The organism is Polaribacter marinus (genome assembly GCF_022662535.1).
Lineage (GTDB): Bacteria > Bacteroidota > Bacteroidia > Flavobacteriales > Flavobacteriaceae > Polaribacter > Polaribacter marinus.
Genome location: NZ_JAKQYM010000010.1, coordinates 55,838 through 79,916, shown reverse-complemented (window position 1 = coordinate 79,916; position 24,079 = coordinate 55,838). Strand labels below are relative to the sequence as shown.

Here is a 24,079-nt window from a genome sequence, read left to right as displayed (position 1 = left end):
TGTTAAATTAAAGATGTTTAGTTATTCTTCAGTTTTATTAACTGGGGGAACACTAGCTTCTTCTTCAATTTCTTTTTCAATTTTTTCTTCTACTTCATCAAAAGGTCTTTTTCCGAATATTTTTTGCAAATCATCTTTAAAAATAACTTCTTTTTCTAAAAGTAGTTCTGCTAAAGTAGTAAGTTTATCTTTATTATCTTCTAATAACTTTATTGCTCTTTGATATTGAGCTTCTATCATTTTAGAAATTTCTTTATCGATAGTCTTTGCAGTATCTTCACTATAAGGTTTTACAAAAGAATCATTTCCAGAAGAGTCATAATAAGTAATATTACCAACCTCTTCATTCAAACCATATACAGTAACCATCGCTCTAGCTTGCTTTGTCACTTTTTCCAAGTCACTTAATGCTCCTGTAGAAATTTTGTTAAACATCACTTTTTCTGCAGCTCTACCTCCCATGGTAGCACACATTTCATCTAACATTTGTTCTGTTTGAACAATCATTCTTTCTGCCGGTAAATACCAAGCAGCTCCTAAAGATTGACCTCTTGGAACAATTGTAACTTTTACCAATGGTGCCGCATGTTCTAACATCCAACTTACAGTGGCATGACCTGCTTCATGAAATGCAATTGTTTTCTTTTCTTTCGGAGTAATTACTTTATTCTTTTTTTCTAGACCTCCAACAATTCTATCAACAGCATCTAAAAAATCTTGGTGATGAATAGCTTTCTTACCTTGCCTTGCTGCAATTAATGCAGCTTCATTACACATATTTGCTATATCAGCTCCAGAGAATCCTGGTGTTTGTTGTGCTAAAAACTCAACATTCACATCATCTGCTAATTTTAATGGTTTAATGTGTACTTCAAAAATTTCTTTACGTTCATTAATATCAGGTAAATCAACATAAATTTGTCTATCAAAACGACCTGCACGCATTAAAGCGCTATCAAGAACATCTGCTCTATTTGTTGCAGCTAGTACAATTACATTTGTATCTGTACCAAAACCATCCATTTCTGTTAATAATTGATTTAACGTATTCTCTCTTTCATCATTACCACCCGTCATACTATTTTTACCACGAGCTCTACCAATTGCATCAATTTCATCAATAAAAATAATTGAAGGTGATTTTTGAGCTGCTTGTTTAAATAAATCTCTAACACGAGATGCACCAACACCTACAAACATCTCTACAAAATCAGATCCAGATAAAGAAAAGAAAGGCACACCAGCTTCACCAGCAACTGCTTTTGCTAATAATGTTTTACCTGTCCCCGGAGGTCCTACTAATAATGCTCCTTTAGGTATTTTACCTCCTAAAGCTGTATATTTCTCTGGGCTTTTTAAAAAATCTACAATTTCTTGAACTTCTTCTTTTGCTCCTTCTAAACCAGCTACATTTTCAAAAGTAGTTTTTACTTTGGTGTCTTTATCAAATAATTTAGCTTTAGATTTTCCAATACTAAATATTTGACCACCTCCACCAGAACCGGCTCCACCACCAGACATTCTTTTCATAAAAAACAACCAAACACCAATTAATATAATGAAAGGCAAGAAACCAATAATAGTATCAAACATGCTGGTTCTACTTTCATTTTTTAAATCGAAATCTAAATCATTTTCTTTTCTAATTTTTTCTACATCATTTTCAAAATTCTGTAAATCTCCAAAATTATATTCGTACAAAGAAGCGCCTTTTCTATAAAAAGTAGACGTTACTAATTTTTGATAACGCTTTTTCTTTAAAGCATCTTCTTTTATAAAAACCTGAGCTACGTTGTTATTTATAACCAAAATTTTAGAAATATCATTTTCTTTTAAAATTTCAGTAAACTCGTTTTTTGAAATATTTTTTGTTGCTAAATCACCACTGCTAAAAAACTGAACGGCTATGATCGCTAAAAATATAGCTCCATAAATCCAGTAAGCATTAAACTTAAATTTAGGTGTCTTAGAATTATTGTCTTTATTTGAATCACTCATGTGTTTTAAAAATCAAAAAGTTTAAACAGGATTTATTTCAGTAATTTTTGCATCTCCCCAAAGGCTTTCTATATCATAAAATTCTCTAACTTGTTTTTGAAAAATGTGCACAACTACGTTTACATAATCCATTAAAACCCATTCAGAATTTCCTTGTCCTTCTACATGCCAAGGTTTGTCTTTAAGTTCTTTACTTACTATTTTTTGTACTGAACCAGATATTGCGTTTACTTGCGTATTGGAATTACCTGAACAAATTATAAAGTAATCGCAAACTGTATTTTCTATTTCTCTTAAATCTAGTAATTGAATGTCTTCTCCCTTAACATCATCAATTCCTTTTATGATAACAGCGATTAACTCGTCTGTATTTACTGGTTTTTTTACCATTAATTTTTTTTCTAATTTATTGCAAAGTTATTATTTTTTTGCGAGTATTTTATGTAATATTGATCTAGTTTACACATTATTTAACACTTGAAAATAATCAAACTTAATGCCATTGATTCTACGAATTCTTTTTTGAAAGAATTGGCACAAAACTCTACGTTAGAAAACTTCACTGTTGTTAGCACAGAAAACCAAACTAACGGACGTGGACAACTAAATAGCAAATGGTTATCAGAACCACATAAAAACCTAACATTCAGCATATTCATTCGATTTTCTTCCTTGGAAATTAATCATAAAAAATACCTAAATTTTGCTATTTCTTTAGCTATTTTAGAAGTTCTTTTGGATGAAAAACTATCAAAACTTTTTATAAAATGGCCTAACGACATTATGTCAGTAAACAAGAAAATATGTGGAATTTTAATTGAAAACAGCATAAAAGGCAGTAAAATTAAATCTTCTATAGTTGGAATTGGTTTAAATGTAAACCAAGTAACCTTTCGTAATTCACTTAAAAATGTTACGTCTTTAAAAAACGAAACTCAAAAAGAATATGATTTAGATGTTTTATTAAAAAAAATAATTACCAAAATAAAAGAAAAAACTACACTCTTAAATCTTAAAAAATTTAATATTCTAGAAAAGGAATACCTTAATGTTTTGTACAAAAAAAACATCCCCACTATGTTTAAAAATAATGAAAATGTTTTGTTTATAGGAAAAATTTATGGTATTTCAAAAATTGGAAACCTTCTGATTCAACTTGAAAATGATGAAATAAAAGAATTTGGAATTAAAGAAATTTCTTTTGCCTAAAGCTCTTTTATATTATTGGTTAAGGTATCAATAAAACTTGTTAATGGTTTTTTTACCATCATAGCCATCATTTTATTAAACTTCCCATTAAAATCTAATTGAACTTCACAAGAACTATCATCTATTTCATAGATGTTTGCATCCAAATCAAAATCTAATTTACTACTAGCTGCACCTAACTTTATGTTAGAATACTCTGTTGAGTTTTTTAAAACCAATCTAATTTCTGGCATCCCTTTTAAACCAAAAATAAATGAATCTCCATCAACTTCAAACTTTTGAATAGATTCTGGCATTAATTGTTCAAAGTTTTTTAAATCTGTTAAAAACTCAAACATTTCTTTTTGAGATTTTGCTACTACTGTTTTATTTCCTTCTATATTCATCTTTTTTTATTTTTTTTTCCACTGACTTGGATTAGACCTCCACTCTTTTAAGGTAATTAGTTCATTTACAGAAACATAATTACTATCCAAAGCTTGTTCTAATAACTCTTCATAATTACTCAAAGTAGTTAAACTTATGTTTTTTTCTTTAAAGTTCTCATTAGCTATATCAAATCCGTAAGAAAAAATAGCTACCATTCCTTTTACAACTGCGCCAGCTTCTTTTAAAGCTTCTACAGCGTTTAAACTACTTTTACCCGTACTAATTAAATCTTCAATAACAACAACGTTTTGTCCACTTTCTAAATGACCTTCTATTTGGTTTTTTCTACCATGTTTTTTAGGTTCTGGTCTCACATAAATAAAAGGAACCCCTAATTCTTGTGCTACTAAAACACCAATTGCAATTGCACCAGTAGCAACACCAGCAATAACATCTGGTTTTCCATGTTGTAACTCAACAATTTTAGCAATTTGTTCTTTTAAAAATACACGAACAGGAGGGTAAGACAGTGTAACTCTATTATCGCAGTATATCGGAGACTTCCATCCTGAAGCCCATTGAAAGGGATCATTTGGATTCAACTTTATCGCTTTTATCTGTAATAAAAGTTCAGCAGTTTTTTTTGCAGTATCTTTGTTCAAAATCATATCGCAAATGTATAAAGTTTTTGTAAATGATAAACCAATAATTTTAACATCTTCTTTAAATAAAGAAAATAATTACCCTGTTTATATTTTAAAAAATGTTGTAATAGATGAACTTATCTATAAACTTAAAAATGAACAAATAAAAGGTATAAACTTATATACTTCTGATTTAGAGTCTGGTTGGAATATTTTTATCAATAATTTTAAAGTAGTTTCTGCCGCTGGCGGATTGGTTCTAAACTCAAAAAAAGAACTTCTTTTTATTTATAGAAATGATAAATGGGATTTACCCAAAGGTAGAATAGAAAAAGGAGAAAGTATAGAAACAGCTGCAATTAGAGAAGTTGAAGAAGAATGTGGAATTTTTGAACTAATAATTCAACAAAAATTAATTACAACTTATCACCTTTATTATCAAAACGGAACAAAAATTAAAGAAACTCATTGGTTCTTAATGACTTCTGACTACAAAAAAGAGTTAATTCCACAACTTGAAGAAGGAATTACTAAAGTTAATTTTTTTCCTGATGAAGAAATTCCGACAAAACTAAAGAACTCATACGGAAACATAAAATTAGTCTACGATACTTTTAAAGAAGTCTAATTTTCTAAAAAAACCTTCTATCTTTGCCGACTTGTAAAAACTACTAAAGATGACCGATTTTATTAGAAAAATAATACCTAATGCAAAAGATGATGTTTTAGCAGGAATAACTGTTTCTTTAGCCATGATACCAGAGGTGGTTGCTTTTGCATTTGTTGCACAAATAGATCCTTTAGTTGCACTTTCTGGTGCATTTATAATCGGATTAATTACTGCTATTTTTGGAGGTAGACCCGGTTTAATTTCTGGTGCAGCAGGAGCAGTTGCTGTTATTTTTGTATCAATGATTGCAGAAGGGCATACCAAAGGAATGTTATTTGATACTCCTGTAGATAATATGGGATATTTTTATTTACTAGCCTGTGTAATTCTGATGGGAATCATTCAAATTTTTGCAGGGGTCTTTAAATTAGGTCGATTTGTTCGTTTAATCCCACACCCAGTAATGCTTGGTTTTGTAAATGGTTTAGCAATTGTTATTTTTTGGGCACAAGTAAAAATGTTTTCACATAAAACGCTACAAGTTTCTGCAGAAGGTGTAAAACAATATGTTAGTACTTTTATGCAAGGAACAGAATTATATATAATGTTAGGTTTGGTTGCTTTAACAATGGGAATTATTTGGTTGCTGCCTAAAATCACTAAAAAAATACCGGCATCTTTAACAGCGATTCTAATTACTACATTAATCGTTGTTTTTTCTGGCTTAGAAGTTTCTACAGTTGGTTCCTATATTATTGAAGGAGGAGGAACCGGTTTAAAAGGAGAATTTCCTACTCCGAATTTAGAACTTTGGCAAAACTTACCTTTTAATTTAGATACGCTAACTTTTATTTTGCCTTTTGCTTTTTTAGCAGCTTCAGTAGGATTAATAGAATCTTTAATGACAATGAATTTAGTAGACGAATTAACAGAAACTAGAGGAAACGGAAATAGAGAATGTGTTGCACAAGGAGCAGGAAACATTGTAAGTGGTTTGTTTGGCGGAACTGGTGGTTGCGGTATGATTGGTCAAACTGTCATAAATATTAACGCTGGTGGAAGAGGGAGATTATCGGGAGTAATGATGGCCTTAACCTTATTAACCTTTATACTTTTTACAGACAAATTAATAGAACAAGTACCAATTGCTGCATTAGTTGGAGTGATGTTTATGATGGTTATAGAAACTTTTGCTTGGTCTAGTTTTAGAATTTTAAAGAAAATACCAAAATCGGATGCTTTTGTTTTAATTATCGTTTCTACTGTAACAGTTATTTTTGATTTAGCAATTGCCGTTTTTGTAGGAGTTATCATTTCTGCATTAGTATTTGCTTGGGAAAACGCCAAAAAAATTAGAGCTAGAAAACGTTTTAAAGAAGATGGAACAAAAATTTATGAAATTTGGGGGCCTTTATTCTTTGGAAGTATTTCTGCTTTTAACGAAAAATTTGATGTTAAAAATGATCCAGAAAATGTAGAAATTGATTTTGTAGAAGCTCGTGTTTCTGATCATTCTGCAATTGAAGCTATTTTTGGTTTGGTTGAAAAATATCAAGCAGCAGGAAAAAAAATTACCTTAAAGCATTTGAGTGAAGATTGTAAACTTTTATTATACAAATCAAGCCCTATTTTTAAAGATATTATTATAGAAGATATTGACGACCCACGTTATCATTTAGCAGCAAATCCAGAAGATTTCCCTAATCCATTAGGAGAATATAAATTCTAAAAAAAATCAAATCTGTTTTTAGCTATGGCCTCTATCTTTTCTATAAGATCTGGTTTAGACTGAACCAGTCTTTTTAAATCATAAGTTGTTAATTCTAAGACTTCACATCTTCTTTTAGCTCTTACTGTTGCTGTTCTTTTTACATCTTTCAGTAAGGCTATTTCTCCAAAAAAATCTCCTTGAGTTAAGGTGATATGATTTTCTGGTATCTCAACATCAACTTCGCCTTCTAAAATAAAATACATAGCATCACCAAGATCTCCTTTTTTAATAACCACTTCATTTTTAGTAAATCTTTTTACAATTAAAAGTCTTGCTATATCAGAAATAGCCCCTTTATCTAAATCCGAAAAAACAGGAACTTTAGCTACCAAATTCCAACTAGTTACATACTTTATTCTTGCCAATTCTTGTGCAAAACCATTAGCTAAAATACCTGCAGGCAATGCAAACATCCCTAACCCAACAATTGATGCTAAAGCCCCTATCAGTTTTCCTAAAACTGTTATTGGTACAATATCACCATAACCTACGGTTGCCAATGTTACCACCGCCCACCACATAGATTCTATAATACTAGAAAAACCATTAGGATTGATATCTTTTTCTACAAAATATAAAATAGTTGATATAAAAAAAGTTAGTAAAAACATTAAATATAATGATGCTAACATCGACTTTCTCTCACTAATAATTACATCTTTAAAAATAGATAATGCGTCTGAAAAACGAGCAATTTTTAGAAAAGTAGCTATACCAAAAGAGTATTTTAAAACTTCAATATGATTAAAATCTAAAAAGGTTAAAACAAAAGGTAGAAAAGCAATACAATCTATAATTCCTTCAAAAGATTTTAAGTAATAGAAAAGTTTCTTATCAATTACTGCTTCTGAAAAATGGAAAAAATAATCTAAAGCAAGCAAACCAAAAAGAATTCGCTCTGCAAATAAAATATCTAAAGAGATTTCATTACCTGCCTCAATCGATTCAATAGCTATTAAAAAAGTAGCTGCAATCGTTGTAAAAATTATTAAATATTTATAAAAACTAGTTTTTTTAAACTCCCCAAAAGTTTTTGTCATAGCAAGGCAAAATTATTATTTCAGTATATTTTCTATTGATTTGATTTTTTTACACCAAATCATGATCTAAAAGAGGTAACGACCGAACGCGTTTTCCTGTAGCATTAAAAATAGCATTACAAATTGCTGGTGCCATTACCGGAACTCCTGGTTCTCCAACTCCCGTTGATGGCTCATTCATTGCTTCTACAATATCCACATAAATATTTGGAGCATCTTTCATTCTTGTCATTTGATAGTCGAAAAAATTGTGTTGTTCAACAGCCCCTTCTTTAACAGAAACTTTACCGTACAAAGCAATAGACATTCCAAAAATTGCAGCTCCTTCTAATTGGTTTTTAATATTATCTTTATTTAATGCCAAACCACAATCTATGGTTGTCCAAACATTTTCAACTTTCACTTTTCCATTTTTTACAGAAACCTCTACTGCAGTTGCCACATAACTATAAAAGCTATAATGAACTGCAACTCCAATACCATGACCTTTTGGTAGTTCTTTACCCCAATTGGCTATTTTAGCGGTATTTTTTAAAACATTTTTTAATCGTTTAGATTCAAACGGATAGTCTGATCTTCCTTTAATAACTTTTTCTTTTCCTAATAAATCTAAATGAAACTGAACAGGATCTTTTTTAGCAGCAAAAGCCAATTCATCTACAAAAGAGTTGTTACCAAAACCACTATGAATATTAACCACAGATCTTAACCAACCAATTCTTAAATGGGCTTCTGCCTTAACGCTCTCTAACCTAAAATTCTGTATATCATATGGATTATTTGTAAAACCTTGATTCAATTCCAAACCAGAAGCATAATCAGACATTGACTTAAACGACGACACTATTGACGGAACGGCAACACGTTGTAACCATGCAGAAACATTTCCTTTTGTATCTAATGAACCTTTTAAATACTGAACACTTGTAGCGTGATAAAAACTATGCTGAATATCATCTTCACGCGTCCAAACTACTTGAACAGGCGCATTTATTTTTTTTGATAAAGCAACCGCTTCAACTACAAAATCTGATTTCGATTTTCGTCCAAAACCTCCACCTAAAAAAGTTACATTTACAGTTACATTATGAACATCTGTATTAAAAAAATGAGCAATTTCTGCTCTTGCCGTTTGCGGGTCTTGTAAAGGAGCCCAAACTTCTATTTTATTTTCTTGAAACCAAGCCGTAGCATTTGGCACTTCCATTGGGGCATGCACCAAAAAAGGAACATGATAAGTAGCTTCAATTGTATTTTTTGATTTATTAAAAGTAGAACTAACGTTTCCTCTACTTCCTGGAACTAACTTCCCTTTTTTATGAACTCTTTCTGTTAATTTCTTTTGAAATTGTTCCGTATCAAAAGAATGATTATTGCCATAATTCCATTCGATATTTAAATTTTGCTTCCCTTCAAAAGCAGACCAAGTATTATTGGCTATAACTGCCACACCACCTAAAGCTCCAAAAAACTGACCTGTTGGTGGTACAAGTCTTTCTAATTCAAAAATACGTTCTACTCCTTTTACTTTTTCTGCATCAGATTTATCGAAACTTTTTACAGTTCCAAAAGTAACAGGACATCTTGCAATCGCTGCAAATTTCATATTGGGAATTCTTACGTCTATTCCGTAAGTTGCAGTTCCATGTGTAAAATCTTCTAAATCGACACTTTTTAAATTTTTACCAATAAACTTAAAATCTTCTACTTTTTTAAGCAATATTAATTTTTCATCTGGAACTGGTAATTTTGCAGCATCATCAACTAAATCACCAAAGAAAATCTTATCATTTGTATTGGTATTTATGATAAAATGGTTTTCTGCTTTACAAGTATTTTCTGCAACATTCCATTTTTTGGCTGCCGCAGAAATCAGCATCATTTTAGCAATGGCTCCCATTTTACGCATGGGCTCTAACCTTGTTCTTACACTTCTAGAACCATCAGTATTTTGATTTCCATATTTTTCGTGGCCAATTGCTTGTTTAACTTTAACATACTTCCAATCGGCTTCTAATTCATCTGCAATAGCAGACGCTAATGATGTTTTAATTCCTTGTCCCATTTCTGAACGAGAAGCAATTAAAGTAACATCTCCATTTTTTTCTATTTGAACAAATAAATTAGGCGAAAATGTATCTTTTTCAGAAGTGGGAATAAATTTTTTTCTATCTGATGAAATATTACAACCTAGAATAATTCCTGTTGATGTTAAACCAAATAGTTTGACAAAATCTCTACGATTTATTTGCTGTATATTGCTCATATTGATTTGTTTTTAAGTTCAACAGCTTTATGAATTGCTTTTCTAATTCTAGAGTAAGTTCCACATCTACAAATATTATCACTCATTGCAGCATCTATATCTTCATCGGTAGGGTTTTCGTTTTTATCTAACAACGATGTTGCTGCAATTAATTGCCCAGATTGACAATACCCACATTGGGGCACATTACCATCATTCCATGCTTTGCGTAAAAATTCTAAGTTTTCTGAAGTTCCTTCGATTGTAAAAATTTCTTTTCCTATTCCGTAAGAAACAGGCATGCTGCATGATTTTGTAAGATTTCCATCAATTAAAACAGAACATGCGCCACATTGACTTACTCCACATCCAAATTTTGTTCCTGTTAAACCAACAATATCTCTAATTACCCATAACAAAGGCATATCATCTTGCACATTTACAGTATAAGATTTTCCGTTAATTGATAAAGATTTACTCACTTGTTTATATTTTAATGCTACAAGTTACGTAAATTTTAGATTAAAAAATAAAATGAATTTTTAGTATATTTTAAAAACTGGCAATCTTAAATATGCTTTTTCGTAATGAGGTGTTTTTTGATAAACAAAACGTAATTGTGCTCTAGGATTTTTAGCGAAATTTTGATCAGAATTTAATTTCTCTTCGAACTCTTTTTTAATTAATGGATTTTTAATTAAAAACTCTTCTGCTAAATCTTCAAAAACATATGCAGAATATCCTTCTTTTTGCTGTAAAACTGTATCAAAAAAGTTCCAATTAAAAAATGAATCTGTAGCTTCTGCTTCTAATGTTTCTAACAAATAACGAATACCGTTTTGATTTGTTGGAATGTATAAATCTCCTTTTTTAAATAGTACGTTTTCTGTAGATTTTAAAACAGTGGTATTATAGTGTAAATAATGACCTTCATACGCCATTTTACGAGTATCAAAACGATCAACATGATTTACTTCAACAGCAATAGTTGTGTCTTTTTTAAAACGAGTAAATGTTATATTATTATTTTCTAATCTATCAATAATTTTATGCCAACCCTTTGGTAAAACATATGCTTTTGGAATTGTAATTTCTTTTGTTGCAACAAAATTATTAAAATACTTTACAGTTTTAGTATAAGGCTTTGTTCTATCGTAAAACAAGCGTTTTCCTGTTGTTACTTTACTGTCAATATATTCACCTTCAAATCCTTTAAATTGTAGTTCTGTTGAATTTTCTTTATCAATTTTAAAAGCAATTGGATATGTTTTGCTTCCTAAAATTTCATCAATAGCATTTTTTCTGAGCCCTTTAATTTTTTGTGAATTTTCTTCGGTAAAATCTAAAGCAGAAAACAACAATTCATAGGTTTGATCTACTCTTGTTTTATAAGGTTTTAACATATGGGTTTCTACCATTAATCCTAATGTATGAAACAATGTTGTATAACCTGTAGAATATCTTGGAGAATCAAAAAATTGTGCCCATCCAGCCTCTGGAGTATTTCCCCAGACATTTACATAAGGTGTAATTGAGATTCCTTTTTTAAGCAATGAATTCTCTAAGCTCGGACGCATTTTAGTTTCAATAAAAGCACCTAATTTACCCCCTAATTTATCATGTTGTGTAAATAAATGTGTAATTGCATATTGATAATCTGCGCCATTACTAACGTGATTATCTATAAAAACATCTGGATCTACGGTGTGGAAAATCTCTGCAAAAGTTGCTGCATTTTTAGAGTCTTGTTTTATAAAATCTCGGTTTAAATCGTAATTTCTAGCATTTCCTCTAAAACCATATTCTTTAGGGCCGTTTTGATTTGCTCTGGTATGAGAATTTCTATGTAAAGCACCGCCAACATTATAAACAGGAATAACACAAATAATAGTATTTTTATATTTTTCTTTTAAAGAATCGTTTTGAACAATATCTCTTATCAATAACATAGAAGCGTCTATTCCGTCTGACTCACCTGGATGAATTCCGTTATTGATCAGAATTCTATTTTTGGGTGAATTCTTAATTTCATTAACATTATAGATTTCTTCTTGATTGTAGACCACCAAATGCAAGGGTTCTCCTGAATCTGTTTGTCCGAAAGAAAACAAAGAAATTTCAGAATAAGCAGATGACAAATCTTTATAATAAGAAATAACATCTTTATAAACGGGAGTTTCTGTTCCTTTAGATTTTTCGAATAGTGTTGTAAAATCTTTATTTTTTTTAGAAGAATCATTACAAGAATTTAACAACACTAGAAAAGAGAATAAAGCTATTATTTTTAGTAGGTTTTTCATAATTATTTAATTCTTACTGTTTTGGGCACTAACTTGGTATAATCTCCATGATTTCTTATTACATCTCTTACTATAGAGGACGATATATAAGATGTACTTGCCGCTGTTAATAAAAAGACGGTTTCTATTGGAGCTAAATCTCTATTTGTATGTGCGATTGCTTTTTCAAATTCAAAATCTGCAGGATTTCTTAATCCTCTTAGAATAAAATCGACATTATTTTTTTGACAAAAATCAACTGTTAATCCTTTGTAGGTAACTACTTTTATTTTAGGTTCATTTTTAAAACAATCTTCAATAAATTTTTTACGCTGCTCTAAAGAAAACATGTATTTTTTATCAGCATTAATACCAATGGCAATAATGAGTTCATCAAACAATTTTACACCTCTTTCAATAATATCATAATGACCTAACGTAATTGGATCAAAAGACCCTGGAAAAATTGCTTTCTTCATAATTTTAATTTAAAGCCATACTAATAGCATTATCAAATAGTTCTGTTAACGTAATTCCTGCTGATTTTGCTTGTTGTGGTAAAATACTTTCTTCGGTTAAACCAGGTACTGTATTTATTTCTAAGAAATGAGGTTCTCCTTTTACAAAGATATACTCAGAACGAGAAAAACCAGACATACTTAAAATTTTATACACTCTTTTAGCCACCTCTTCTACTCTACTTTTTTCTTCTGATGAAATTCGTGCAGGAGTAACTTCTTGTGACTTTCCTTCATATTTAGCTTCATAATCAAAGAAATCGTTCTCTGTAACGATTTCTGTAATAGGTAAAACTTTTATTTTACCTTGATATTGAATAACTCCTACAGAAACCTCTGTTCCTTCTAAAAAAGACTCTATTAAAATTTCTGAATCTTCTTTATAAGCTTTGTCTATAGCTGGTAAAATTTCTTCTTTTGTATGAGCTTTAGAAATACCATAACTAGATCCGGCATTATTAGGTTTTATAAAACATGGCAAACCTACTTTACTTATAATTTTATCTAAATCAACAACATCTCCTTTATTTAAATAAACAGAAACAGCCGTTTTTATACCATATTCTTTTACAACACTTAAAGTATCTCTCTTATTAAATGTTAATGCCATTTGATAAAATGGCGCAGAAGTATGTTTTAAATTAATTAAATTAAAATACGCCAAAAGCATTCCATTTTCACCTGGACTACCATGAATTGCATTAAAAGCGCAATCAAAAATAATTTTATCATTCTCCATTAAAAATGAAAAATCGTTTTTATTAATAGGATATTCGTTATTATCATCATCTAAAGCTACCCATTTATCACTTAAAATATGTACTCTATAAGGATTGTATTTTCCTTTATCTAAATGATTATAAACTACATTTCCACTTTTTAAAGAAATGTTTACTTCGGATGAATATCCGCCCATAACTATGGCAATATTTTTTTTCATTTGATTCTAAAATAATAAAACAAATTTATCAAAATAAATATAGAAACAGCAACGTTTAGTTTTTATATCTTTGTGTGTTCTAAAAATTTAAAAATGAGTATTGTTCAATTTCTAAAAAGTAAATCTTTTTTTATACAAGTTGCCATTGCAATTGTAGGTTTACTAGCTTTTATTTTCTTTCTAAAATTTTGGTTGGGAGTTTCTACCAATCACGATCAAAAAATACAAGTTCCAAATTTACATAAAATGACCCTTGATGAGGTAGAGCAAAAATTAAAAGAATTAAATTTAGACTTTAAAGTTATAGACAGCGCCAGTTTTAATCCAGATTACCCAAAAAAATCTGTTATAGAACAAACACCAGAAGAAGGCGATTTTGTAAAAGAAAAACGTAAAATTTATTTAACCTTAAACCCTTCTAAATATAGAGATGTAACAATCCCAGATTTAAACGGAAAAACGAAAAGACAAGCAATGTCTCATTTACGTTCTATAGGGTTTAATATTGGTACAAATCCAACTTTTGTTAGAGATATAGGTAAAGATGTAGTTCGTGGCTTACGATATAAAGGAGAAATTTTAACTCATGGAGACAAACTTCCTCTAAACTCAATTGTAGATTTGGTTTTAGGTGATGGAAAAGGGAATTAAAGATTAAAACTAAAAATTAAACAGTTAAAGTCTGAGATTCTTTACGAATATCACTTTTAACTTAAAAAACAAATTTTGCAAGAAAACGAAAATCAAGATATAGAAAACGACGAATTATACGAACATCACAGATTTACTGCTAGCGAAGGTCAAGAGCCTTTACGAGTAGATAAGTTTTTAATGAATTTTGTAGAAAACGCAACCAGAAACAAAGTACAACAAGCTGCCAAAGCGGGTAATGTATTAGTAAATGACGTTGCTGTAAAATCAAATCATAAAGTAAAACCAAATGATGTTGTAAGAGTTGTTTTAGCTTATCCACCAGCAGAAAACTTGTTGGTTGCAGAAGACATCCCTTTAGATATTGTATATGAAGACGATGCTGTAATTGTAGTTAATAAACCAGCAGGAATGGTGGTACATCCTGGTCACGGAAATTATTCTGGAACTTTGGTCAATGGCTTAATTCATCACATAGAAAATTTACCAACCAATTCTAATGAAAGACCCGGTTTGGTTCATAGAATTGATAAAGACACCAGTGGATTATTAGTAGTTGCTAAAACCGAATTTGCAATGGCTAATTTATCTCGTCAGTTTTTTGACAGAACTACAGAACGTTTATATTATGCTTTAGTTTGGGGAAATATTGAAGAAGATGAAGGCAGAATTGAAGGAAATATTGGTCGTAGTTTAAAAAATCGTTTGCAAATGGCCGTTTTTCCTGATGGAGATTTTGGTAAACACGCCGTAACACATTATAAAGTTTTAGAACGTTTAACTTATGTTACATTAGTACAATGTAAATTAGAAACTGGAAGAACACATCAAATTAGAGCACATTTTAAACATATTGGCCATACGTTATTTAACGATGAGCGCTATGGAGGAAATGATATTTTAAAAGGAACTACATTTACCAAATACAAGCAATTTGTACACAACTGTTTTAAGGTACTACCAAGACAAGCATTACATGCAAAAACATTAGGTTTTACGCATCCAACTACTGGAGAATTTATGCAGTTCAATTCTGAAGTCCCAAAAGATATTACAGACTGTCTAGAAAAATGGAGAACCTATTCTGAAAACTCTAAAGAAGAATTTTAAATTCAAAAAAAAAGACTATTTTTTTTCTTATATATAAAGTTTAATTTCTTCAAATGAAGGTAAAATATTATGATTTAATATCACAATATAAAATCCAGACTACTGCAACTAGATTAGTTAAATGAGCTTCTGTCTGTTTGTTATAGAAATCATCAATTTTATTGATATTTCTATCAATTTTACGATTTTTAAAATTTGAATGTAACTCTTACTATTTGTATTTTTACATCAACAATAAAAACATCGTATGAAAATCATAATATCTCCAGCAAAATCTTTAGATTTCGAAAGTAAAGTTCCAACTAGTTTACATACACAACCTCGTTTTTTAGCACAATCAGAAAAATTGAATAAAAAACTAAAAACGTTTTCAAAAAATAAATTAGCTGAGTTAATGAAAATTTCTGATGATTTAGCTGCATTAAATTATGATCGAAATCAAACTTGGGCAACACCTTTTACAACCCAAAATGCAAAACAAGCTATTTATGCATTTACAGGTGCCGTTTTTCAGGGAATTGACGTAAATACTTTAGATAAAAAAAAACTACCTGTATTACAAGAAAATTTACGCATTCTATCTGGACTCTATGGTTTATTAAAACCTTTAGATTTAATACAACCATATCGTTTAGAAATGGGAACTAAATTAAAGGTTGGTACAAAAGAAAATTTATATAAATTTTGGGATACAACTATAGCAGAAGCTTTAAATGAAGAGCTAAAAGATGATGAATTATTAATAAATTTGGCAAGTACAGAATACTTTAAAGTAATTCCAAAAAAGGTATTAAAAACACCTATGATTACACCTATTTTTAAAGATTATAAAAATGGGAATTATAAAATTGTAATGACCTATGCTAAAAAAGCACGTGGTTTAATGGTGCGTTATATTATTGAAAATAACGTAAAAACTATTGAAGAATTAAAAGGTTTTAATGTTGATAAATATCGTTTTTCTGAAGAAATGTCTTCTGGAAATGATTTGGTGTTTACACGTTAAAAATAGTTTACAGTATTCAGTGGCAGTTTTCAATTTATCACTATTAACGGTTACTGAAAACTGCCCACTGATTAGCAATCTACAATTCTTACAGTAACTGCCAAACCACCTTCCGAGGTTTCTTTGTAGTTTTTATTCATATCTTTCGCAGTTTCCCACATGGTGTCAATTACGTTGTCTAAATGTACTAACGATTCTTTAGGATTTGTTTCTAAAGCAATTTCTGCTGCATGAATAGCTTTTATGGCACCCATAGAATTTCGTTCTATACAAGGCACTTGCACTAAACCTCCAATAGGATCACAAGTTAAACCTAAATGATGTTCCATAGCAATTTCTGCTGCCGATAAACATTGTGCTGCTGTTCCTCCTAATAACTCTGTCAAAGCTCCTGCTGCCATTGCAGAAGAAACTCCAATTTCTGCCTGACATCCTCCCATAGCTGCAGAAATTGTAGCATTTTTCTTAAAAATACTGCCAATTTCGCCAGCGGTTAATAAGAATTTTTTAATGTCATTAAAATCTGCTTGATGGTTTTCTATCACTAAATAATACATTAAAACAGCTGGAATTACACCTGCACTTCCATTTGTTGGTGCAGTTACCACTCTACCCAAAGCTGCATTTACTTCATTTACAGATAATGCAAAACAACTAACCCATTTTAAAATTTCTCTAAACTTTACTTCTGTACTTCTAATCGCTGTAATCCATTCTTTTGGATTTTGATAGCTAGTGTCTTTTATTAATCTTTGATGTGTATCAAAAGCGCGTCTTTTTACATTTAACCCACCTGGAAGCTTGCCTTCTGTATGACAACCAATGTACATACATTCTAACATGGTTTCCCAGATTCTATTCAATTCAAAATCAATTTCAGATGCATATCTTAATTCTAATTCATTTTTGAAAACAATTTCAGAAATTTGTAAATTTTCTTTTTCACAATATTCTTCTAATTGAATAGCTCTATTGATAGGATAAGGAAAATTCTTTTTATTAATTTTAATTTCTTCTTCTAAGTTATCATTTTCTTGTACAATAAAACCGCCACCTATAGAAAAATAGGTTTCATTAGAAATTTCTTCACCCTCTTTATAACCTCTAAATGTCATCCCATTTGCATGAAATGGTAAAAATTCTCTATTAAAAACAATTGAATTTTTGAAAAAAGGAATCGATTTCCCTCCTTTAAATAAAATTTCTTCTTGAGTATTTATTCTTTCAACAATAATAAAAATATCTTCAATAGGAATGTATTCTGGATCTGCCTCACTTAAGCCTAATAAAACAGCTAAATCTGTTGCATGGCCTTTTCCTGTTAAAGAAAGAGAGCCATATAAATCAACTTGAATTTTATCAATCAAATCAAATTTATTGGTTTCTTTTAGCTTAGAAACATATTCTTGTGCCGCTCTCCAAGGACCTAAAGTATGAGAACTTGATGGACCAACACCTATTTTGAGCATATCAAAGACACTAATAAATTGAGACATTCTTAAAAATGATTAAAATTTATGTTGTAAATGTAAAAAATCCAACTCAATGAGTTGGATTTTTTTTTATATTAATAAAAAGTTAAAAACTTAAAAACCGTAAACAGCTTCTTTATCAAACTTTTTCATTAGCATATAGTAAACTACTGCTCTATATTTTTTTCTTTCAGATTTACCAATTCTTTCCATTACCTCCTCAATTCCTTCATCTAATTCTTTACTATCTGTTAAACCTAACTTTTTAATTAAAAAATTATTTTTTACAGTTGCTAGTTCTTTAGCATCAGAACCAGAAACTGTTTCTGCATCTGCTTTATAAATAGAAGGTCCTAAACCTTTAGTTACGGCTGCTAATAAATCTGTATTTGAACGTAGATCTCTATCGTCCATAAACTTTTTATACAATGCTACTTTTTCGTCAAATTTACTCATGATTTTTTGTTTTTTTTATTAAATAATAATTAGGGTTATTTGAATTATCCAAATATATGAAATTTAAAAGTCTTTTCAAAAATTCTTCCTTTTCAATAAATTAGATACAATTTGTGTCATAATGTCACAACAATATTCATTATTTTTTTAAAAAAACTGACATTTTACAATAAAAAAACAGTTGGCACACAGTTTGACAAATAGAATAATGTAAAATTGAATTTAAAAAATTAATATAAATAAATTATTATGAGTAAAATAATTGGAATCGATTTAGGAACAACAAACTCATGTGTTTCCGTAATGGAAGGAAATGAGCCAGTTGTAATTCCTAACGCAGAAGGTAAAAGAACTACACCATCTATCGTTGCCTTTGTTGAAGGAGGAGAACGTAAAGTTGGAGATCCTGCAAAAAGACAAGCTGTAACTAACCCAACAAAAACTGTTTATTCTATTAAACGTTTTATGGGAAATAAGTTCTCTGAATCTTCTCAAGAAGTAAAAAGAGTTCCTTACAAAGTTGTAAAAGGAGATAATGATACTCCAAGAGTAGATATTGATGGTCGTTTATATACGCCTCAAGAAATTTCTGCTATGGTGTTACAAAAAATGAAAAAAACTGCTGAAGACTATTTAGGAACTGACGTTACTGAGGCAGTAATTACTGTACCAGCATACTTTAACGATGCACAAAGACAAGCTACTAAAGAAGCGGGTGAAATAGCAGGTTTACAAGTAAAAAGAATTATAAATGAGCCTACTGCTGCTGCATTAGCTTATGGTTTAGACAAGTCTAACGACGATAAAAAAATTGTTGTTTTTGATTTTGGTGGTGGAACACATGATGTTTCTATCTTAGAATTAGGAGACGGAGTTTTTGAAGTATTAGCAACTGATGGAGATACGCATTTAGGTGGTGATGATGTTGACGAAAAAATCATTAACTGGTTAGCTGAAGAGTTTAAAGCTGATGAAAACATGGACTTAAGAGAAGATCCTATGGCTTTACAACGTTTAAAAGAGGCTGCTGAAAAAGCGAAGATTGAATTATCTTCTTCTGCTTCTACAGAAATTAATTTACCTTATGTAACGGCTACTGCTAGTGGACCAAAACACTTGGTAAGAACCTTGTCTAGAGCTAAATTTGAGCAATTAATTGACGATTTAGTAAAAAGAACAATAGAACCTTGTCAAACTGCATTAAAAAATGCTGATTTATCTATTTCTGATATTGATGAGATTGTATTAGTTGGTGGTTCTACAAGAATTCCTGCGGTACAAGAAGCTGTAGAAAAATTCTTTGGAAAAGCACCAAGTAAAGGTGTAAATCCTGATGAAGTTGTTGCTTTAGGAGCTGCTATTCAAGGTGGAGTTTTATCTGGAGATGTAAAAGATGTATTGTTATTAGACGTTACACCTTTATCATTAGGTATTGAAACTATGGGAAATGTTTTCACAAAATTAATTGATGCAAACACAACAATTCCTACAAAAAAATCGCAAGTATTCTCTACAGCTGTAGATAATCAACCATCCGTAGAAATTCACGTTTTACAAGGTGAAAGAGCTATGGCTGCAGATAATAATACTATTGGTCGTTTCCATTTAGATGGTTTACCACCAGCACAAAGAGGAATACCTCAAATTGAAGTAACTTTTGATATTGATGCCAATGGTATTATTAAAGTTTCTGCTTTGGACAAAGGAACAAACAAATCTCACGAAATTAGAATCGAAGCTTCTTCTGGTTTATCTGAAGAAGAAATCGAAAAAATGAGAAAAGATGCTGAAGCAAATGCTGAAGCTGATAAAGCGGCTAAAGAAACTGCAGAAAAAGTAAATGGAGCTGACTCTATGATTTTTCAAACAGAAAAGCAATTAAAAGAATTTGGTGATAAATTATCTGATGATAAAAAAGGACCAATTGAAGCTGCTTTAGTTGAATTAAAAGCTGCTCATGAATCTAAAGATTTGGCACAAATTGATGCTGCAATGGAAAAGATTAATGAAGCTTGGAAAGTTGCCTCTGAAGAGATGTATGCTGCTGAACAAGCTGCAGGAGGAGCTGATGCAGGTGCACAACAAGGTCAACCAGAAGCTAATGATGCTCAAGGTGACAATGTTGAAGATGTAGACTTTGAAGAAGTAAAATAATACTTTACAATACTTAAACTAAAACGCAACCATTAATTTGGTTGCGTTTTTTTGTGTATTATAACTAATAATACAAAAAACTTTATTTAAATAATTAATTTCTCTTTCATAAATTCGCATTAAATTCTATTTTTTTTGAAAATCTACAATAAAACCAACTTCTTTAAACATACTTTTTGTGAGTTTACACAAATAGAAAACTTTAAATTCCCTGAAGACACCAATTATAAAAGTAAATCTGAAAGTATGTATTTTTATACGGATGAAGGTGTTTATAGAAAATCGAATCACTGGGGAAGAGTTGCCAATTGTAGATGGAAATTAATAGCAAATGAAGATTACAAGAACCAAAAAACAGTAATTGGCTATGCTAAATGGTGTGACTTCTACCCTATCAATTCGAAAGAAAAAATATTTTTTATTGATGTTAATTTTGAAGAAAAAACAGCTAAAATTTCACCTAATAAAAAAGAAAACAAAAATTATTTATTTACATTTTCTGAAGCTCAAAAAAAAATTAAACATATAAACCAACTTTTAACAGAGGATAAATGGGCCAATTACTATGATAAAAAAATAGCTATTTTAAGAAAAGAAATAATTTCTAGTTTTATCAACTCTAATAAAACTTTGATTGAAATTAAAAGAAACTTCAAATAAAAACTAGTTATCTTTTCAGTAAATTTGTATTTGATTTTAAAATCATCAAATCTACATGAACATTCCACAAACTAGCTTTCCAAGAGTTATAATTATTGGTGGCGGATTTGCAGGTTTAGCAGCTGCAAAAGGACTTGAAAAGCAAGAAGTACAAGTTGTTTTAATAGACAAACATAATTATCATACTTTTCAACCACTACTCTATCAGGTTGCAACCGGAGGTTTAGAACCCGACTCTATTGCTTTTCCATTAAGAAAACGTTTTAACGATGTAGAAAACTTCTATTTTAGATTAACAGAAGTAGAAAAAATAAATCCAAAAAACAACACCATAGAAACTTCTATTGGAAATTTAGAATACGATCAATTAATTATTGCTACAGGTTCCACAACTAATTTTTTTGGAAATACAAACATTCAAAAATATGCCATGGAAATGAAGTCCATTCCGCAATCTTTAAACATTCGAAGTCTAATAATAGAAAATTTCGAAGACGCTTTATTAACATCTAATATTGAAGAAAGAAATGCATTAATGAACTTTGTAATTGTTGGTGGTGGACCAACTGGTGTAGAATTAGCCGGTGCTTTGGCTGAAATGAAAAAAGGTATTTTACCAAAAGATTATCCGGATTTAGATATTAGACAAATGCAGATAAACTTAATTCAAAGTTCTGACTGTTTATTAAAAGGAATGAGCGAAAAAGCTTCTGAAAAAGCAGAAGATTTCTTAATAAAATTAGGTGTAAATGTTTGGAAAAATTTACGCGTTTTAGATTATAATGGTAAAATTGTAACTACAAATGGAGAAGATCATTTTAAAACAGAAACTGTAATTTGGGCTGCTGGTGTAAAAGGCAAAACTATTGATGGTTTACATGCTGAATGTATCATTGAAAGAGCTGCAAGAATTAAAGTTGATGAATTTAACCAAGTACTACATCATCCAAATATATATGCAATTGGGGATGTTGCTTGTATGTCTTCAGAAAAAAATCCTTACGGACATCCAATGATGGCACAACCTGCTATTCAACAAGGAAGATTAGTTGCAAAAAATATCGTTGCTAAATTATTTAACAAAGAACAAAAAGCATTTGTTTATAAAGACAAAGGTTCCATGGCTACTATTGGTAGAAATAAAGCGGTTGTAGATTTACCTAAATGGAAATTTCAAGGAGTTTTTGCTTGGTTTGTTTGGATGTTTGTCCATTTATTTTCTTTAATAGGTTTTAGAAATAAAGCCATCGTTTTTCTAAATTGGATGTATAATTATATTCGTTTTGACAGAGAAACAAGATTGATTATTCGCCCTTATAAAAAGAAAAAAACAATAATTTAAATGAGTGTTACAAAAATTATTAAATGTTCTAATTGTGGTGTTTTTAATACCAATAGAGAATATTGTAAAAATTGTAATGCTTTAATTTCTGACACTAAAAAGAGGCAGATAAAAGAAGCCCAAGTTAAACAAGATCAAATTGATGTTGTTCTTCACGAAAAAGAAAACCCCAATTTAGCAGAACGTTTAAAAAAGCATCCAAATTTATTCTACAGAATTATTGGTTGGATTTTATATTCTGCAATTATGATTGTAAGTTTAATTGGTGCGGGATTAGCTTGGTTTATTGCAATGGTTGCTGCAGGTTAGTATGAATAAAACACTCTTTTACTATTTTATATTTTCCTTACTTACAGGAACTATCATTTATTTTCTACAGTATTTTTCGGTTCCTTTACCAAAGATTATTCATTTTTATGTAAACGATTTTTTAATTATTCCAATCGTTCTTTTTATTTGTTTACAGTTCTTAAAATGGTCTAAAAATAATAAAAACTACACCTTAAGTTTACCAATCATTTTATACTTGTGTTTTTTATATAGTTTATTATTCGAATATATTTTTCCGAAATATTTAGCAAGATACACCAAAGACATTGTAGATGTTATTTTATACTTTGTAAGTGGATTTGTATTCTACTATCTTCAAAAAACTAAAAAATGAATTCCGATAAAATTGCGAAAGAAAATATAGTTAGATTAAACACTGCAATCACCTATATAGAAAATCATTTATCAGAAAGTTTACCTTTAGAAATTATTGCAGAAAAAGCACATTTTTCTCCTTTTCATTTTCATCGTTTATTTAAAATTGTTGTTAGCGAAACAGTACATAATTTTATCAATAGAAAAAGAATTGAAAAAGCAGCTTCTTATTTATTACATCAACAAGAAAAAAATATAACCGAAATTGCAGAAGCGGTAGGTTTTAATAATCTTTCTTCTTTTTCAAAATCTTTTAAAAAGTTCTACGGAATTTCACCAAACAAATTCAAAGAAAAAAATCCTAATCAATTTAGCAAGATTTACAAAACAGAAAGCAAGAATGGAAAAGTAACTGTTACTTTTCAGCAATATCTTTGCAACATCAATAACGCTTTAAATTGGTTACAAATGAAAACAAATCCAGAAATTAAAAAAATTCCCAGATTAGATTTAGCAAGCATCTCTCATAAAGGAAAAATGGAAGCTATTGCTAGTGTGTATAATAAATTAGTAAAATGGGCAACTCCAAAAGGTTTGATTAACGAAGAAACAAGAATGGTAACAATTTATCATGACAGCCCTAAAATTACTGATCCAAATAATTTAAGAATGAGTGCTTGTATTGTTTTAAACGATCCCATTGAATTAGATGGTAAAGTGAATTTAAAAATAGTAAGTCCTACAAAATGTATTGTTTCTAGATTAGAAATTACACCTTTTGAATTTCAGCAAGCATGGGAATCTTCTTTTGCTTTTATGGTTACAAATGGTTACAAAAAATCTGAAATTGATCCTTTTGAAATTTATTACAACAACGCAGCTGAACATCCCGAAAACAAATTTATTGTTGATCTGTGCATTCCTATTTTATAAAATTACAATTCATCATTTAAAAATTAC

The 24,079-nt window shown here is 29.9% G+C and carries 23 protein-coding genes; 11 read left to right on the top strand and 12 right to left on the bottom strand.

Annotated elements, in window-relative coordinates:
- Positions 1-21: 21 nt before the first annotated feature.
- Together ftsH and rsfS are read right to left on the bottom strand one after the other, a co-directional pair.
- On the bottom strand, positions 22-1,998 hold the full coding sequence (ftsH, locus tag MC378_RS13040) for an ATP-dependent zinc metalloprotease FtsH (RefSeq protein WP_242179205.1): 1,977 nt from the start codon (positions 1,996-1,998) through the stop codon (positions 22-24).
- 21 nt (positions 1,999-2,019) lie between these two features.
- Positions 2,020-2,388 carry a ribosome silencing factor gene (gene rsfS, locus MC378_RS13035; protein WP_242179204.1) on the bottom strand — a complete coding sequence of 123 codons (369 nt, stop codon included), beginning with the start codon at positions 2,386-2,388 and terminating at the stop codon, positions 2,020-2,022.
- A gap of 87 nt (positions 2,389-2,475) precedes the next feature.
- Between rsfS and MC378_RS13030 the strand changes: the two genes are divergently transcribed.
- The gene (locus tag MC378_RS13030; protein ID WP_242179203.1) at positions 2,476-3,207 is read left to right on the top strand and encodes a biotin--[acetyl-CoA-carboxylase] ligase; all 732 of its coding nucleotides are present in this window, start codon (positions 2,476-2,478) and stop codon (positions 3,205-3,207) included.
- Here MC378_RS13030 and MC378_RS13025 read toward each other — a convergent pair.
- Together MC378_RS13025 and pyrE are read right to left on the bottom strand one after the other, a co-directional pair.
- A complete protein-coding gene (locus MC378_RS13025; protein WP_242179202.1) occupies positions 3,204-3,593 on the bottom strand; it encodes an SRPBCC domain-containing protein in 390 nt (129 codons plus the stop codon). The two genes, MC378_RS13030 and MC378_RS13025, sit on opposite strands and share 4 nt — an antisense overlap.
- A gap of 6 nt (positions 3,594-3,599) precedes the next feature.
- Positions 3,600-4,244, bottom strand: coding sequence for an orotate phosphoribosyltransferase (pyrE, locus tag MC378_RS13020; RefSeq protein ID WP_242179201.1), 645 nt, complete (start codon positions 4,242-4,244; stop codon positions 3,600-3,602).
- A 7-nt stretch (positions 4,245-4,251) separates the two neighbouring features.
- On the opposite strand from pyrE, the gene MC378_RS13015 reads away from it, so the two are divergent.
- Together MC378_RS13015 and MC378_RS13010 are read left to right on the top strand one after the other, a co-directional pair.
- A complete protein-coding gene (locus MC378_RS13015) occupies positions 4,252-4,848 on the top strand; it encodes an NUDIX hydrolase (protein ID WP_242179200.1) in 597 nt (198 codons plus the stop codon).
- Positions 4,849-4,897: 49 nt separating this feature from the next.
- On the top strand, positions 4,898-6,559 hold the full coding sequence (locus tag MC378_RS13010; RefSeq protein ID WP_242179199.1) for a SulP family inorganic anion transporter: 1,662 nt from the start codon (positions 4,898-4,900) through the stop codon (positions 6,557-6,559).
- On the opposite strand, the gene MC378_RS15395 is transcribed toward MC378_RS13010, so the two are convergent.
- From MC378_RS15395 to MC378_RS12975, 6 genes are read right to left on the bottom strand one after another with little or no spacing between them, the layout of a single operon-like run.
- Positions 6,556-7,641, bottom strand: a complete 1,086-nt coding sequence (locus tag MC378_RS15395; RefSeq protein WP_274704129.1) for a cyclic nucleotide-gated ion channel — start codon at positions 7,639-7,641, stop codon at positions 6,556-6,558. The genes MC378_RS13010 and MC378_RS15395 overlap by 4 nt on opposite strands.
- 49 nt (positions 7,642-7,690) lie before the next feature.
- Entirely contained in the window at positions 7,691-9,907 is a 2,217-nt protein-coding gene (locus MC378_RS12995) for a xanthine dehydrogenase family protein molybdopterin-binding subunit (protein WP_242179198.1), read from the bottom strand.
- The gene (locus MC378_RS12990) at positions 9,904-10,368 is read right to left on the bottom strand and encodes a (2Fe-2S)-binding protein (protein WP_338048451.1); all 465 of its coding nucleotides are present in this window, start codon (positions 10,366-10,368) and stop codon (positions 9,904-9,906) included. Before MC378_RS12990 ends, MC378_RS12995 begins: the two co-directional genes overlap by 4 nt.
- A gap of 60 nt (positions 10,369-10,428) precedes the next feature.
- Complete coding sequence (locus MC378_RS12985) at positions 10,429-12,186, bottom strand: M14 family metallopeptidase (RefSeq protein ID WP_242179197.1); 1,758 nt, start codon at positions 12,184-12,186, stop codon at positions 10,429-10,431.
- 2 nt (positions 12,187-12,188) lie between these two features.
- Positions 12,189-12,644, bottom strand: a complete 456-nt coding sequence (gene coaD / locus MC378_RS12980) for a pantetheine-phosphate adenylyltransferase (protein WP_242179196.1) — start codon at positions 12,642-12,644, stop codon at positions 12,189-12,191.
- Between the two features lie 4 nt (positions 12,645-12,648).
- Positions 12,649-13,623 carry a D-alanine--D-alanine ligase gene (locus MC378_RS12975; protein WP_242179195.1) on the bottom strand — a complete coding sequence of 325 codons (975 nt, stop codon included), beginning with the start codon at positions 13,621-13,623 and terminating at the stop codon, positions 12,649-12,651.
- Between the two features lie 93 nt (positions 13,624-13,716).
- Between MC378_RS12975 and MC378_RS12970 the strand changes: the two genes are divergently transcribed.
- The 3 genes from MC378_RS12970 (at position 13,717) to yaaA (ending at position 16,390) form a co-directional block, all read left to right on the top strand.
- Positions 13,717-14,274, top strand: coding sequence for a PASTA domain-containing protein (locus MC378_RS12970; RefSeq protein WP_242179194.1), 558 nt, complete (start codon positions 13,717-13,719; stop codon positions 14,272-14,274).
- 75 nt (positions 14,275-14,349) lie between these two features.
- Positions 14,350-15,384, top strand: a complete 1,035-nt coding sequence (locus tag MC378_RS12965) for an RluA family pseudouridine synthase (protein ID WP_242179193.1) — start codon at positions 14,350-14,352, stop codon at positions 15,382-15,384.
- Positions 15,385-15,631: 247 nt separating this feature from the next.
- Positions 15,632-16,390, top strand: coding sequence for a peroxide stress protein YaaA (yaaA, locus tag MC378_RS12960; RefSeq protein WP_242179192.1), 759 nt, complete (start codon positions 15,632-15,634; stop codon positions 16,388-16,390).
- A 71-nt stretch (positions 16,391-16,461) separates the two neighbouring features.
- Here yaaA and MC378_RS12955 read toward each other — a convergent pair whose 3' ends face one another.
- Together MC378_RS12955 and MC378_RS12950 are read right to left on the bottom strand one after the other, a co-directional pair.
- Positions 16,462-17,886, bottom strand: coding sequence for an L-serine ammonia-lyase (locus tag MC378_RS12955; protein WP_242179191.1), 1,425 nt, complete (start codon positions 17,884-17,886; stop codon positions 16,462-16,464).
- Between the two features lie 90 nt (positions 17,887-17,976).
- The gene (locus MC378_RS12950; RefSeq protein ID WP_242179190.1) at positions 17,977-18,318 is read right to left on the bottom strand and encodes a DUF2853 family protein; all 342 of its coding nucleotides are present in this window, start codon (positions 18,316-18,318) and stop codon (positions 17,977-17,979) included.
- A gap of 249 nt (positions 18,319-18,567) precedes the next feature.
- On the opposite strand from MC378_RS12950, the gene dnaK reads away from it, so the two are divergent.
- The 5 genes from dnaK to MC378_RS12925 all read left to right on the top strand — a co-directional run bounded on the left by dnaK (position 18,568) and on the right by MC378_RS12925 (position 24,052).
- Entirely contained in the window at positions 18,568-20,472 is a 1,905-nt protein-coding gene (dnaK, locus tag MC378_RS12945) for a molecular chaperone DnaK (protein ID WP_242179189.1), read from the top strand.
- Between the two features lie 135 nt (positions 20,473-20,607).
- Positions 20,608-21,132, top strand: coding sequence for a hypothetical protein (locus MC378_RS12940; RefSeq protein WP_242179188.1), 525 nt, complete (start codon positions 20,608-20,610; stop codon positions 21,130-21,132).
- A gap of 55 nt (positions 21,133-21,187) precedes the next feature.
- Positions 21,188-22,474, top strand: coding sequence for an NAD(P)/FAD-dependent oxidoreductase (locus MC378_RS12935; protein ID WP_242179187.1), 1,287 nt, complete (start codon positions 21,188-21,190; stop codon positions 22,472-22,474).
- On the top strand, positions 22,475-22,783 hold the full coding sequence (locus MC378_RS12930; protein WP_242179186.1) for a hypothetical protein: 309 nt from the start codon (positions 22,475-22,477) through the stop codon (positions 22,781-22,783).
- Between the two features lie 351 nt (positions 22,784-23,134).
- Entirely contained in the window at positions 23,135-24,052 is a 918-nt protein-coding gene (locus tag MC378_RS12925; RefSeq protein ID WP_242179185.1) for an AraC family transcriptional regulator, read from the top strand.
- Positions 24,053-24,079 lie beyond the last annotated feature (27 nt).